The 12,667-nt window shown below is 47.0% G+C and carries 14 protein-coding genes; 4 read left to right on the top strand and 10 right to left on the bottom strand.

All coding sequences use genetic code 11. The features are described 5' to 3' along the window. Positions 1–7: 7 nt before the first annotated feature. Entirely contained in the window at positions 8–382 is a 375-nt protein-coding gene (locus tag KTH90_RS19435; protein ID WP_238727290.1) for a NusG domain II-containing protein, read from the bottom strand. 225 nt (positions 383–607) lie between these two features. Between KTH90_RS19435 and KTH90_RS19440 the strand changes: the two genes are divergently transcribed. Continuing rightward, positions 608–1,078 (top strand): hypothetical protein, encoded by a 471-nt coding sequence (locus tag KTH90_RS19440; RefSeq protein ID WP_158355004.1) that lies wholly within the window; start codon positions 608–610, stop codon positions 1,076–1,078. 83 nt (positions 1,079–1,161) lie between these two features. On the opposite strand, the gene KTH90_RS19445 is transcribed toward KTH90_RS19440, so the two are convergent. Together KTH90_RS19445 and KTH90_RS19450 are read right to left on the bottom strand one after the other, a co-directional pair. Beyond that, positions 1,162–3,255 carry an elongation factor G gene (locus KTH90_RS19445; protein WP_158355002.1) on the bottom strand — a complete coding sequence of 698 codons (2,094 nt, stop codon included), beginning with the start codon at positions 3,253–3,255 and terminating at the stop codon, positions 1,162–1,164. Positions 3,256–3,431: 176 nt separating this feature from the next. Further along, a complete protein-coding gene (locus KTH90_RS19450) occupies positions 3,432–3,971 on the bottom strand; it encodes a methylated-DNA--[protein]-cysteine S-methyltransferase (protein ID WP_238727291.1) in 540 nt (179 codons plus the stop codon). Positions 3,972–4,222: 251 nt separating this feature from the next. Between KTH90_RS19450 and aroF the strand changes: the two genes are divergently transcribed. The 3 genes from aroF (at position 4,223) to aroA (ending at position 7,806) form a co-directional block, all read left to right on the top strand. Then, positions 4,223–5,236, top strand: a complete 1,014-nt coding sequence (aroF, locus tag KTH90_RS19455; RefSeq protein ID WP_158354998.1) for a 3-deoxy-7-phosphoheptulonate synthase — start codon at positions 4,223–4,225, stop codon at positions 5,234–5,236. Further along, a complete protein-coding gene (locus tag KTH90_RS19460) occupies positions 5,236–6,333 on the top strand; it encodes a prephenate dehydrogenase (RefSeq protein ID WP_158354996.1) in 1,098 nt (365 codons plus the stop codon). Before aroF ends, KTH90_RS19460 begins: the two co-directional genes overlap by 1 nt. A gap of 195 nt (positions 6,334–6,528) precedes the next feature. Next, on the top strand, positions 6,529–7,806 hold the full coding sequence (gene aroA / locus KTH90_RS19465) for a 3-phosphoshikimate 1-carboxyvinyltransferase (RefSeq protein WP_158354994.1): 1,278 nt from the start codon (positions 6,529–6,531) through the stop codon (positions 7,804–7,806). A 435-nt stretch (positions 7,807–8,241) separates the two neighbouring features. On the opposite strand, the gene KTH90_RS19470 is transcribed toward aroA, so the two are convergent. From KTH90_RS19470 to KTH90_RS19495, 7 genes are all read right to left on the bottom strand, one after another. Beyond that, the gene (locus tag KTH90_RS19470; protein ID WP_330656110.1) at positions 8,242–9,432 is read right to left on the bottom strand and encodes a DUF4368 domain-containing protein; all 1,191 of its coding nucleotides are present in this window, start codon (positions 9,430–9,432) and stop codon (positions 8,242–8,244) included. A gap of 46 nt (positions 9,433–9,478) precedes the next feature. Next, complete coding sequence (locus tag KTH90_RS25170; RefSeq protein ID WP_330656111.1) at positions 9,479–9,802, bottom strand: recombinase family protein; 324 nt, start codon at positions 9,800–9,802, stop codon at positions 9,479–9,481. A gap of 94 nt (positions 9,803–9,896) precedes the next feature. After that, positions 9,897–10,133: a hypothetical protein gene (locus tag KTH90_RS19475; protein WP_238727292.1), complete on the bottom strand. Its 237-nt coding sequence runs from the start codon at positions 10,131–10,133 to the stop codon at positions 9,897–9,899. 4 nt (positions 10,134–10,137) lie between these two features. Next, entirely contained in the window at positions 10,138–10,491 is a 354-nt protein-coding gene (locus KTH90_RS19480; RefSeq protein ID WP_238727293.1) for a replication initiator protein A, read from the bottom strand. Positions 10,492–10,861: 370 nt separating this feature from the next. Further along, the gene (locus tag KTH90_RS19485; protein WP_238727294.1) at positions 10,862–11,224 is read right to left on the bottom strand and encodes a cysteine-rich VLP domain-containing protein; all 363 of its coding nucleotides are present in this window, start codon (positions 11,222–11,224) and stop codon (positions 10,862–10,864) included. Positions 11,225–11,476: 252 nt separating this feature from the next. After that, positions 11,477–11,950: a winged helix-turn-helix domain-containing protein gene (locus KTH90_RS19490; protein ID WP_275061452.1), complete on the bottom strand. Its 474-nt coding sequence runs from the start codon at positions 11,948–11,950 to the stop codon at positions 11,477–11,479. Between the two features lie 32 nt (positions 11,951–11,982). Continuing rightward, positions 11,983–12,642 (bottom strand): DUF4405 domain-containing protein, encoded by a 660-nt coding sequence (locus tag KTH90_RS19495; protein WP_238727295.1) that lies wholly within the window; start codon positions 12,640–12,642, stop codon positions 11,983–11,985. Positions 12,643–12,667 lie beyond the last annotated feature (25 nt).

Consider the following 12,667-nt stretch of genomic DNA (forward strand, 5'->3'; position numbering starts at 1 on the left):
CACCCTCCTAATGCGCAACTGCATCCAAACCTTTTGCATCTTCCCCCTCCGAGTTTCCGGCTCCTTTTACCTCGGCCACCACCTGATTGGGCAGGCATACGATTGTTTCCCCATTGCGCTGTATCGCCTTTTGATGCACGCAGAGCTTATCCGGGCAATCCGCCCAGACCATATCTGCCTTACCGTCCCGGATCTCCAGACGATTAGTCCCCTGAATATCGATGACCGTGTCTTCACTTAAAGGATACGTCCCATACAGTTTTCCTTCCACGGTTACCACGACCTCTTTTCCCGGCTTATGGACAATCCAGGTATTTACCACATAAAGGCCGGCCGCTATCACAATCACCGCCGCCAGCAGCATCCAGTCATTTTTCCTCATACTTTGCTCCTTACAATCTTGTACCATTCTAGCACAAATACTTGCCGGGTTGCAATGTTTATAAACTTTTCCCGGTGTGTACTGCATGGTAAAGGGTACCTGCTATTTTATCAGCAAAATGCATAATGAAAGGCAAACTGCCGGAAACAAACTGATTATAATAATATTTGCGGCTCAAGATGTATTATGGTAGAATGGGTCTATCATGAAAAAAGGAGTTTGGTTATGGGTATTTATAAAAAACCGGAGGAACGATATGAAGAGACCCGTTCTTCGGCTTATACATTTTTGATTGTCGGGGGGATCGGATTAATTCTGGACCTGCTTGGATTTGCTGGTATTCTGCCGCTCCCCTTCGGAAGGGAAAGCAATACGCTGATGCTCAGTGTGATGGGGATTCTGTTCGCGGCCTGTGTTGTTTTTGGGGTATACTCTATGAAGTCAGCAAAAAAGATATCGGAACAGGTTGTGGTGGAAAACGCGCAGACAGAAGAAATACTGACCTGGTTTCAAAAGACGATTGCTGTGGATGCACTGGAAGCGGGGATTGATGCGGATTTTTCTGAGGAAGAACGATATTTTAAACGGCTGGAAAATATTAAGGATGTCATTATCCGGTCATATGGGGAGCTGGAAGAATCTTATCTGGACAAACTGTCCGATGACCTGTACCTGATATTTTTTTCGGAAGAATAAGTATATGTAGGGAAAAATAATATACGGTCTTTAGACAAATAAAAAGAGCAGCCTCCATTTTTTGGAAGGCTGCTCAAATTTAATCAGGAGTCTTCAGAACCACTCTCCGCCGCTGCTCTGGCTGCAACTTCTTTTTCCTGAATATCGGAAGGTGCCTGCTCATAACGGGCGAACTCATATCTGTAATCTCCGCGTCCTCCAGTCATGGAACGAAGGTCGGTGGAGTATCCATACAATTCCATCATCGGGATATCTGCCTCGATCACCTGTTTTCCGCCGGCTGTAGGATTCATGCCCAGTACACGTCCGCGGCGTTTGTTCAGATCCCCCATAACATCACCGGTATATTTATCCGGAACCGTTACTTTCAGGGAAGCGATCGGCTCTAACAATACAGGGGAAGCATCCATAAAGCCCTTCTTGAAGGCCAGAATCGTCGCCATCTTGAAGGCCATTTCCGATGAATCCACCGGATGGAAGGAACCATCATATAAGGTGGCCTTCACGCCCACTACCGGATAACCAGCAAGAGGGCCCTTCTGCATGGAGTCCGCAAGTCCTTTTTCTACTGCCGGGAAATAGTTCTTCGGTACCGCGCCGCCCACAACGATCTGTTCGAATATGAAAGATTTCTCCAGATCACCGGAAGGTTCGAAGGTCATCTTTACATGGCCATACTGGCCATGACCGCCGGACTGCTTCTTATGCTTTCCTTCCACATCGGATTTTTTCCGGATCGTCTCGCGGAATGCCATCTTTGGCTTGGTCAGTTCAATTTCCACTTTATACTCATCCTGCAGTTTGCTGGTAATGATATCCAGATGCTGGTCTCCCATGCCGTATAACAGGGTCTGACGGTTTTCACCGTCATTGACTGCCTTGATGGTCTGATCTTCGATCATCATCTTGTTCAGAGCCTGGGATATCTTATCGTCATCGCCCTTATTCTTGGCTTTGTATCTCTTGTATGTATAAGGTATGGACATCTCTGTCTTGCCATAGGCGATCGGAATCGCTTTCGTCGCGAGGGTGTCACCGGTTCTGGCAGCAGAGAGCTTGCCAATCGCACCGATATCACCGGCATGAAGCTCTTTTACCTCGATGGGTTTGTTCCCCTGGAGTACATAGAGCTTGTTCAGTTTCTCTTCCGTATCTTTATCTGTATTATACAGCACATCGTCATTCTTGATTACACCGGAAACCACTTTGATCAACGAATACTTACCAATGAACGGGTCTACGATTGTCTTAAAGATATAAGCAGATTTTGCTTTCTGGAAATCATAATTTCCTTCAAAGATCTCATTTGTCTTTTTATTCAAGCCGGCGCACTGACGTTTATCCGGGCTGGGGAAATATTTTACGATATCGGTCAGCAGATTATGGATGTTCCTCAATTCAACAGCGGAACCCATCTCCACCGGTACGATGGAGCAGTCATCAATGTTGAACCGAAGGGCCGCGCGAATCTCATCTACGGAGAACTCATCTCCTGAGAAGTACCGCTCCATGAACTCATCGCTGGTTTCAGCTACGGAATCCATCAGTGCCTCACGGTATATATCCAGATACTCTTTACAATAATCCGGGATCTCACACTCTTCCCTTTTTCCTTTGTCTATAAAACGGCGGCCCGCCATCTTAACAACATTGACATAACCGACAAATTTTTCATTTTCACGGATCGGCTGGAATAAAGGCGCAATTTTCTTTCCATACATATTGGTTAAAGTTTCCACTACTTCACGGAAACTGGCATTATCCACGTCCATATCGCTTACGTAAAACATTCTGGGCAGATTGTATTTTTCACAGAGATCCCAGGCTTTTTCCGTACCGACTTCCACGCCTGCTTTACCTGATACAACGATAACCGCCGCGTCAGCCGCCGCAACCGCTTCTTCCACTTCACCCACAAAATCAAAATATCCGGGAGAATCCAATATATTAACCTTCACGCCTTCCCATTCCAGCGGGATCACGGAAGTAGAAATTGAAAACTTTCTCTTGATCTCTTCTTTGTCATAATCACTTATGGTGTTTCCGTCCTCGACTCTTCCCATCCGGCTAGTAATACCGGCTAAATATGACATAGCCTCTGCCAAAGTAGTCTTTCCTGAACCGCCGTGGCCTAATAAAACGACATTTCGAATTTTGTCCGTGGTATAAACGTTCATATGAATTCCTCCGATACTGTTAGATTTACAGCGGTAAACCGCCCCGCTGCATGCTGGAAATGTCCATGGGTATATTCTACTAAAAATCAACTATATTTACAAGTGTTTTATTCATATTATACAAAGTTATCCATGGAGATTTCGTATGCTGACGCCTTTCTTTTTCTTTGAATTCATTAAAGCGCAGTCCCTTTTTTGGGGGCAAACAGCTTATCCATCTGCACATCCTCCAGTATCAGGAGGCGGATCTTTTTCTCTAATCCTCCTGCATATCCTGTCAGGCTGCCATTCGTTCCGACTACGCGGTGGCAGGGGATGATAATGGAAATGGGATTGTGGCCCACCGCGCCGCCCACTGCCTGAGCGGACATTCGGGCCAGCCCATGACGGCCGGCTATTTTTTTGGCTATTTCCCCGTAAGTTGTTACCTCCCCATAAGGGATTTCACATAAGATGTCCCAAACCTCCCTGCGAAACACACTGCCGGCAGGGGAAAGAGGCAGTTCGCGGATGGACGGTTTTTCCTTGTGAAAATAGCGGTCCAGCCACTGTTTTATCTGATCGAAAACCAGGGAGCTGCCGCATTCTTTGGTTTCTTCCCGCAGCGAACCCATAAAGTATTTTTGGCCCTCCATCCACAATCCCACCAATGCCTCGTTCTTCTCAGCAAGCAAAAGCTCACCAATGGGAGAACCGTATTTCGTTGTATAGATCAATCTTTCACACCTCCTAGATAAATTAATTCCTTTTTGATTATAATACAGATGTCCGATCAAATCACGCCATTTTCGGACAAGTTTTTCATTACATTGCCCTGATGTCAATCACTCTTTAAAATTCCATCAGAAATTCTCATTATTTTTTCACTTTAAAGTGAAAAAGTGTTGACAATCGAAACCCGCAAAAGTACAATGGATACAGAAAAATTGCCGTTGTTTTACAAAACGGTGTTGGAGGAATTGTAGATATGATTATTGTAATGAAACCCGGCGCTCCGAAAGAAGCGGTCAATAATGTGGTAAAAACGATTGAAAATAATGGACTGACGCCCCATCTGTCAGAAGGAAGCCAGCTGACGATTATCGGCGTGATCGGCGATAAATCCAGATTGAATAACCGAAATCTGGAATTGGCGCCTTATGTGGATAAGATTGTTCCGGTTACGGAGAGCTATAAACTGGCTAACCGTAAGTTCCATGCGCAGCCCTCCAGAATCAAGGTTGGAAATGCCGAGATCGGACCGGATACCCTGGCTTTGATGGCCGGACCCTGTGCGGTTGAGAGTGAGGATCAGATTTTGCTGATCGCTCAGGCTGTGAAAAAAGCGGGCGCTAATTTTTTAAGAGGCGGCGCTTATAAACCCAGGACTTCTCCTTATGCGTTCCAGGGGCTGGAAGAAGAAGGACTTAAGTATATGCAGGAGGCCGGCAAGGCCACAGGGCTTTATACCGTATGCGAGGTGACCAGCCTGGAGGCGATCAATGCGGCGGTAAAGTACGTGGATCTGATCCAGATCGGCGCCCGGAATATGCAGAATTTCTATCTGCTGAAGGAGGCCGGAAAATGCGGGCTTCCGGTGATCTTAAAACGCGGGTTGTCCGCGACGCTGGAGGAATGGCTGAACGCGGCTGAGTACATTATGTCTATGGGCAATGAAAATGTGATTCTGTGCGAGCGCGGTATCCGGACATTTGAAACCGCTACCCGCAATACGCTGGATATCAGCGCGGTTCCGGCTCTGAAGTCCAGAACGCAGCTGCCGGTTATTATAGATCCAAGCCATGCCTGCGGAGTCCGGGCTTATGTACCGGCATTGGCGAAAGCAGCTGTTGCGGTGGGTGCGGACGGATTGATTATGGAGGTACATAATAATCCGGAATGCGCGCTCTCAGACGGCCCTCAGTCCCTTACCTTTGAACAGTTTGATGTTTTGGCCGGTGAGCTGAAAGCTTACGCGGCGCTTTCCGGGAGGACACTGTAATGGAACAGCTGCGCATCGGTTTTATCGGCCTGGGCCTGATCGGAGGCTCTATTGCAAAGGCTGTCCGGAAGTTTTATCCGGACAGCGGGATGCTGGCTTATGATACCAACCGCACCACCTTGTCCGCCGCCCTGAAGGACGGCACCATTGATCTGGCATGTACCAGCATTGACAGTCAGTTCGCCGGCTGCCGTTATATATTCCTGTGCGCGCCGGTTGCCAATAATTCTTCCTGCTTGTCCGCCCTTAAGCCTTATCTTTCTAAAGATACGGTTTTGACAGATGTCGGAAGTGTGAAAACCGGAATTCACCGGGAAATCACTGCCGCCGGTATGGAAGCGAATTTTATCGGCGGACATCCCATGGCCGGTTCTGAAAAATCCGGGTATGAGAACTCCAATGATCATCTGATTGAAAATGCCTATTATGTCCTGACTCCCACCGCGTCGGTCAGTCCGGAGAAGGTAACGGCCTACAGCGATCTGGTCCGCTCTCTGGGGGCGATACCGCTGATCCTTAATTATCAGGATCATGATTATATCACTGCGGTAATCAGTCATCTTCCTCATATCATAGCGTCCAGCCTGGTGAATCTGGTACGGGATTCGGACTCTTTGGAAGGTACCATGAAGGCCATCGCCGCCGGCGGCTTCCGGGACATTACCCGGATCGCTTCCTCGTCCCCGGTTATGTGGCAGCAGATCTGTCTGACAAACCGGGAAAATATCTTAAAAACGCTGGATGATTATATCCGCACGTTAGAGACGGCCCGGGATGAGATCAGCCGTTCCGATGAGGATTCGCTTTATCAGCTTTTTGATTCCGCCAGGGATTATCGCAATTCCATGCCGGAATCGTCTCTGGGGCCGATTAAAAAAGCGTATGCCGTCTACTGCGATATTATTGATGAGGCAGGAGGCATCGCCACGATTGCCACGATACTCGCCAGTAATCACATCAGTATTAAAAATATAGGCATCCTTCACAACCGGGAATTTGAAGAAGGCGTTCTGCGAATTGAGTTCTATGAGGAAGAGGCCTCCCGCCTTGCGGCAGAGCTTCTGCGCAAGTACCACTATACGGTTTATGAACGATAAAATGGGAGCGCTATACAGCGGACTTTATTATTTCATAGGATAATGCTCCTATGAAATAAAAAACGCTCCGCGGGATCGCACTGCGGCGGAAAGGAAGATGCCGCTTACGCGGCCCGCCGCATGCGGAGAGTTTCGCAAGCGAAACTCTTTTTTACACCCAGACGGGTATTCTATCGATAGATTGGAGTTTTTACAATGAATTTTCATAAAGTACATCATATAAAGGGCCAGGTTCGGGTTCCGGGGGATAAATCAATCTCCCACCGCGCCGTCATGTTCGGAGCGCTGGCGAAAGGCACTACTACCGTCACTAATTTCCTGCAGGGCGCGGATTGCCTGTCCACCATCTCCTGCTTTCAGCAGATGGGGATCCCGATTGAAAATAACGAAAGCGAAGTGCTCATTCACGGAAAAGGCCTGCACGGTCTGACCAGGGCGCAGCAGCCGCTGGATGTCGGGAACAGCGGTACTACCATGCGGCTGCTGTCCGGTATCCTGGCCGGACAGGAATTTGAGTCTGTGCTCACCGGGGATGCTTCGATACAGCAAAGACCCATGGGACGGGTCATCGAACCGCTCTCCCAGATGGGGGCCGGAATCATCAGTATCCCGGGCAACGGCTGCGCGCCGCTTCAGATTACCGGCGGCGGGCTTACCGGCATTCATTATCACTCAAAGGTCGCTTCCGCACAGGTGAAGTCCGCGATCCTGCTGGCTGGCCTCTACGCAAACGGGCCTACTGCCATAACGGAACCGCAGCTCTCCCGCAACCATTCGGAGCTGATGCTGCGGATGCTCGGCGCCCAGGTCTCATCCCAGGGTACTACGGTTTCCATTCAGCCGGAACCGGTGCTGACCGGACGCCCGATTCAGGTCCCTGGTGATATCTCATCTGCCGCCTATTTTATCGCGGCTGCCCTCATGATCCCGGATTCCGAAGTCCGTATAAGAAATGTGGGTATCAATCCTACCCGGGACGGAATCTTAAGAGTCTGCCGGGATATGGGCGCAGATATAACCCTAGAAAATGTCATCGATACGGATGGCGAACCTGCAGCAGATCTGATCGTCCGCCATAGCAGGCTTCACGGGACGGTCATCGGCGGTTCCATCATACCCGCTCTGATCGATGAACTGCCCATTCTGGCCGTATTAGCCTGCTTTGCCGAAGGCACAACGGTCATTCGCGACGCCCAGGAGCTGAAAGTCAAAGAGTCCAACCGGATCGACGTTATGGTAAAAAATCTTTCCGCCATGGGCGCCAGTATACGTGGAACAGAGGATGGCATGATCATCGAGGGCGGCTTGCCCCTTCATGGGGCTGTTATCGACAGCCGTCTGGATCATCGGATCGCCATGTCCTTTGCCGTAGCAGGCCTAGCCAGTGACGGAACCACACAAATCCTGGACAGTGACTGTGTAAAGATCTCCTATCCTGGATTTTATGCAGATCTTCGGAAGCTGACTTTATAGATGGCTGCTCTCCTTAAGGGGGGGTTTTATTTACTAAGGGCCGGAGTGTGCAGGCGCGAAGGCGGGTTCCGGGAGGGGGCGCGCAAAAGTAACAGGAGCCGAATCGCATCGGCCGGACCTAAGAACGGGTAACTCCGAAGCGGAAGAAACCTCTGATTCGCAGGACCCGGGGCAAACTCGCCATAATACGGCTCAGACAGTGCCCCGGGTCCTGCCAGGTTTCTTCCTCTTCTGCGTAACCCGTTCTAAGGCCCGGCCTCAAGCGATTCGGCTCCTGTTACTTTTGCGCGCCCCCTCCCGGAACCCGCCTTCGCGCCTGCACACTCCTACATTGGTGATCAATAAAACGCTCGATGACACAAAAGCTGCTGCGAATTAGGCGGAGGCTCATAAGGAAGTAAATAAAATTTTCCGGTAGAACCGGCGTGGTAACAATCACGCCGGTTTTTCCGTGCTTGCAGGCAGCTTCGGTTTTTGAAGGGGAATCCGAATCTTGCCTACATAAGTAAAATAAATCTCAATCGTCATATGCTTTCTTCCATCGATTTTCTCCGGGCTATGGATGACGATTTTTTCAATCAGTTCGTTGACTGTCGCAGCGTCAAGTTCTTGTATATCGGAATACCGTTCCGCAAGCTGTAAGAAACGCCCCACATCCGAAACCTGCTCGGCTTCTTCTGCAATTTCCCGTTCCAGTGTTTCGGAAAGCTGCCTGATTTCTGCCTGTTCGGTCTCATACTGTGCAGATAACTTCTGGAAACGGAGGTCACTTAGTTTCCCTAAAACATTATCTTCATAAAGGTGTTGGATGATTTTATCCAAGTCCTCCATACGCTTCTGTGCACCTGACAGGGCTTTTCGTTTCTGTGCCAGTTCTGCTTTCCGGCTGGCTTCATCCTGCATCAGCATTTCCTGGGTGAAGTCATCCTGAAACAGTCGCACATAAGTCAGTGTCCGTTGAACACATTCCAGCACTCGCTTATACAGCGTGATTTCACGGATATAATGAATCTGGCAGGAACCGGTATTGCTTTTGTAATTGGAGCAGACGAAATGATCTTGCGAATCATCTTTGTAGCTGTTGCAGGTACAGTAATAGAGCTTAGCTCCGCAGTCAGCACAATGAACAAGGCCGGAGAAAATGCTTGTCTTGCCGGTTTTGGTCGGTCTGCGTTTATTTTCCCTGAGAACCTGTACCCGTTCCCATTGTCCGTACTCAATGATTGCCGGCTGTGTTCCTTCAAATATGCGCTGATTTTCTTTCGGATTTTCCAGCCGTTTCTTAAATTTCAGGGATTTGGTATAGGTCTTGAAATTAACCGTACATCCGGTATATTCCCGCCGTTCCAAAATACCGGCGATTGACTTTTTGTTCCATCCATATAGATTATCCGGCATTGTCCAGCCTTTCTGTTTGGCATGATAGGCTGTAACAGTCAGCACCTTTTCTGCTGTCAGTATTTTTGCTATCTGCATCGGCCCTTTCCCCGCAATGCACAGGTCAAAGATACGTCGCACCACCTTAGCCGCTTCTTCATCCACAATCCATTTCTTTTTGTCATGAGGATCTTTGATATAGCCGTAGGGAGGGTTACTGGCAAGGTGTTCCCCGGCTTCACCCCGCATTTTAACGACTGCCCGGATTTTCTTACTGGTGTCCTTTGCGTAATAATCATTGAACACATTTTTGAAAACGGCGAAATAAACGTCCCATATAGGAATACTCCCTGCCGAGCCGGGACAGGTCTTTGACAATCAGAGTGGAAACAGAATAGTCCTCCACATATTTCATCATTTCCTGAAATCCGGGTCTTTGAAAACTCGTTCCTGAAAATCCGTCATCCACGAAGAACATGGTATTGCGGAAGCCGTGTTCTGCAGCATATTTGGAGAGCAGTACCTTTTGATTGGTAATACTGTTGGATTCTCCGTCAAGGGCATCGTCCTGGCTTAAACGACAATATAAAGCTGTAATTTTATCTGGCTGCTGGTTCATAAATAGCTCCTTTCCTCCCGAAAAAGGGATAACAGCCAGGTAAACGGTTACCTGTATTATAACGCATTCTTTCTGTTTTTTCAGCCTCCCTCATTTACATTTCCTCCAAGTTTTTTGCAATCATCCGGCGCAGCTTGTTTAACACACTTTCCGCATCATCACCGGCATAATGGGGAATCACATGATAAACCGTGTTGCCCTCCACGGTGATATGTTCCTCGGTATCAAAATCAAATTCAAACACGCCGTTTTTGAAATGCTCTGCCACACGTTCCGCCACTTCCGGTTTTAGAAATTGCGGAAGTGTACCCAAATCTTTTTTATCTGCCATTCAGTCAGTTCTCCTTTCCTGTCGCCGGAATCTTTAGGGTAATTACTGCAGGTCTGCCAAGCCCCTGTTTCCTACGGATAATCAGTCCGCTGTGCTCTAATTCCTGAAACGCACGGGTCGTTACCTGACGGCTCCGGTGCAGCTTCCCTTTTGCTTCTTCTACTGTAAAATACAGCCGCACCGATCCGTCTGTTTCTATGTAACCATTTTCCCTTGAAATGCCTGCCCGGTCAAAGAGCAGGGCATAAAGCACCTTTGCGTCATTGGATAAATTGAGTGTTACCAAAAAACGCGGAAACGGAAGATACGGCGGTACTGTTGTATCAGCTTTATAGGGGATAAAAATATTATTCTGCATACATTGTTCCTTTCCATCAATCCATCCTGATTGATTAGATTGATATTGACTATTTTATAATTTACTTATTTCTCTTTAATTTCCGTCTATTTTCCGGCTCTCCAAAGCGTCGAAATATACACTGCCGGAAAGACAGCTTTGGGGCAGTGCAGATGGGCAGCTTTTCCAGTCTCTGAAATCCCAAGACAGGATAACCCCGTTTGGGAGCGAACTCTAAAATGCATGAAATATAAGAGAAATAGATGCCACCTAATCGGGAAAATCCCAGATAGGTGAAATTACCTCTGCGGACAGTTTCAAGCCTGCTTTCCGGGGGTAGAAGGGATTTATACTGCCTGCCCACTGACAAGCGTTGAAACGCCCAGCAATATCAAGGCTTTTTCGCTTCTAATTGTCCGCATAGGAGCCTTCTTTTACGATCGCTGGCATTCTTCTGTTTCCGATGTACCTTTGCCGCACAGGGCTTACAGTATTTTGCCCGGTTGGAACCGGGGAGAAATGGCTGGCCACAGACAACACACCGCTTCATACTTCCTCTGTATAACAGGGCTGTTTCTAAAGGCTTGTCCAATGTGAGAACCGCAATCCGAAACCATCTGCATAATAGCGAATAGGAAATGCTCTGGACACAGACGCATTCCTCCCCGTCATCCAGAATGATACAGTTTCCGTTATCATAATTGCAGCACGCATGGACTAATTTTCTTGCTCTGCGGTACTGACTGTAATCCATGACCGGTAATTTGCTTTTTATATACGTCACCTCCTGACTGTCAAAAAATATCCCTTCACTATTCCGTACATTTTTTTGGCAAAAATAGGGGGTCTTTTTGAAAATTTCACAAAAAATTCACAATTTACCCTGTCAGAAGTGGCAGCCCCAAAATTCCTCCATTATTTAGTACATATTTCAGGAAAAAGTTGCCGTCTATCCTGAGAAAGTACAAAAAAATTCACACCTCAGGTTTTACCCTATGGTGTGAATTTATGGCAACACAAACTTATATCCGATTCCGGTAACACTTTTGATATAGTCGGGATCGCCTGGGTCTATCTTTAATTTTTTCCGAAGATTACATACATGGTTATTGATTGCTTTTCTGGAATAGTAAGCATAATCCTCTTTCCAGACCAAATCCATAATAAGTTCATAGGTAAATACCCGATTTGGATTCATAATGAGCAGCGACAGAATATCAAATTCTTTAGCAGTAAGTTCGATTTTTTCTTCTCTTACTTTTACAATGCGTTGTTCTACACAAAGATATAAGTTGCCTTCCTGAATTTCCGTGAGGGAATCAATTAATTGCCAACCGTGTCTTAAATGCTGATATGTAACACCAGCATTTGTTTCCACAGGATTATCAAGAAGATATTTCGCAAGTTCTTTCCTCTGTTTTTCGTCAAGTAAGAGTGCTAATTTCTCACCAATCTGTACACCAGTCTCGGATAAATCCAATACAACTAATTTCCCATAAAATCACCACCAAATTATTTTTTAGAATATTTTCTCATATAATAACCAATGTATCCGAACAACCACATAATCGACAAATAATCTGCTAAAAATCGGACAATCGGTTCTTCATAATTGAAATACACAAACTGCTCCTTCAGCACCATATAACTAAAGAGGTCGCGATATATAAAAGCATAAACACCATATCCGGCAATCAGCAACGCAAAGCCTCGAAGAATCCATTTGCGGATTGCAGATGTTTTTTTGATGTGCTTGTTTACTATGTTCATCACCATGCCCCAATGGAGACCAAGATGAACCGCCATGAAAACAAATCCCCAATAGGCTGAAACCATATGCAGATTTCTGGCAAAGGAGCGTCCGCCTTGAATAGGCAGAAAATCGAACACATAGCGGGACAGCATAATTCCACTAATCATAGCGCCGAGCATACATAACACCAACAATGCTACGAGTATAGTTTGTATCATGCGGTATGGCGTGTATTTTCCTTTGAAAACAGCCTTGCTCCACTTATGATTGAAAATATGATGAATAAGCACTAAAAGAAGCATTCCAGTTCCCAGCCATTCATGTGTAGCTCTGCCGATTAGTTCATAGGTCATCAGAAGAAGCAGGAGGATTGTCATAATGAAATCCAATGTTAACTTTTTAAGTGCTTGTGGGTTCATACGCTTCACTTCCTTTGTGCTAATC

Origin of the sequence: Diplocloster modestus, from assembly GCF_019042245.1 — a bacterium.
Classification (GTDB): Bacteria; Bacillota; Clostridia; order Lachnospirales; family Lachnospiraceae; genus Diplocloster; species Diplocloster modestus.

Coding starts and splice junctions, on each gene's coding strand:
- KTH90_RS19435 (WP_238727290.1), bottom strand. CDS start 382: ATGAGGAAAAATGACTGGATGCTGCTGGCGGCGGTGATTGTGATAGCG.
- KTH90_RS19440 (WP_158355004.1), top strand. CDS start 608: ATGGGTATTTATAAAAAACCGGAGGAACGATATGAAGAGACCCGTTCT.
- KTH90_RS19445 (WP_158355002.1), bottom strand. CDS start 3,255: ATGAACGTTTATACCACGGACAAAATTCGAAATGTCGTTTTATTAGGC.
- aroF (WP_158354998.1), top strand. CDS start 4,223: ATGATTATTGTAATGAAACCCGGCGCTCCGAAAGAAGCGGTCAATAAT.
- KTH90_RS19460 (WP_158354996.1), top strand. CDS start 5,236: ATGGAACAGCTGCGCATCGGTTTTATCGGCCTGGGCCTGATCGGAGGC.
- aroA (WP_158354994.1), top strand. CDS start 6,529: ATGAATTTTCATAAAGTACATCATATAAAGGGCCAGGTTCGGGTTCCG.
- KTH90_RS19470 (WP_330656110.1), bottom strand. CDS start 9,432: ATGCGGGGTGAAGCCGGGGAACACCTTGCCAGTAACCCTCCCTACGGC.
- KTH90_RS25170 (WP_330656111.1), bottom strand. CDS start 9,802: ATGAACCAGCAGCCAGATAAAATTACAGCTTTATATTGTCGTTTAAGC.
- KTH90_RS19475 (WP_238727292.1), bottom strand. CDS start 10,133: ATGGCAGATAAAAAAGATTTGGGTACACTTCCGCAATTTCTAAAACCG.
- KTH90_RS19480 (WP_238727293.1), bottom strand. CDS start 10,491: ATGCAGAATAATATTTTTATCCCCTATAAAGCTGATACAACAGTACCG.
- KTH90_RS19485 (WP_238727294.1), bottom strand. CDS start 11,224: ATGGATTACAGTCAGTACCGCAGAGCAAGAAAATTAGTCCATGCGTGC.
- KTH90_RS19495 (WP_238727295.1), bottom strand. CDS start 12,642: ATGAACCCACAAGCACTTAAAAAGTTAACATTGGATTTCATTATGACA.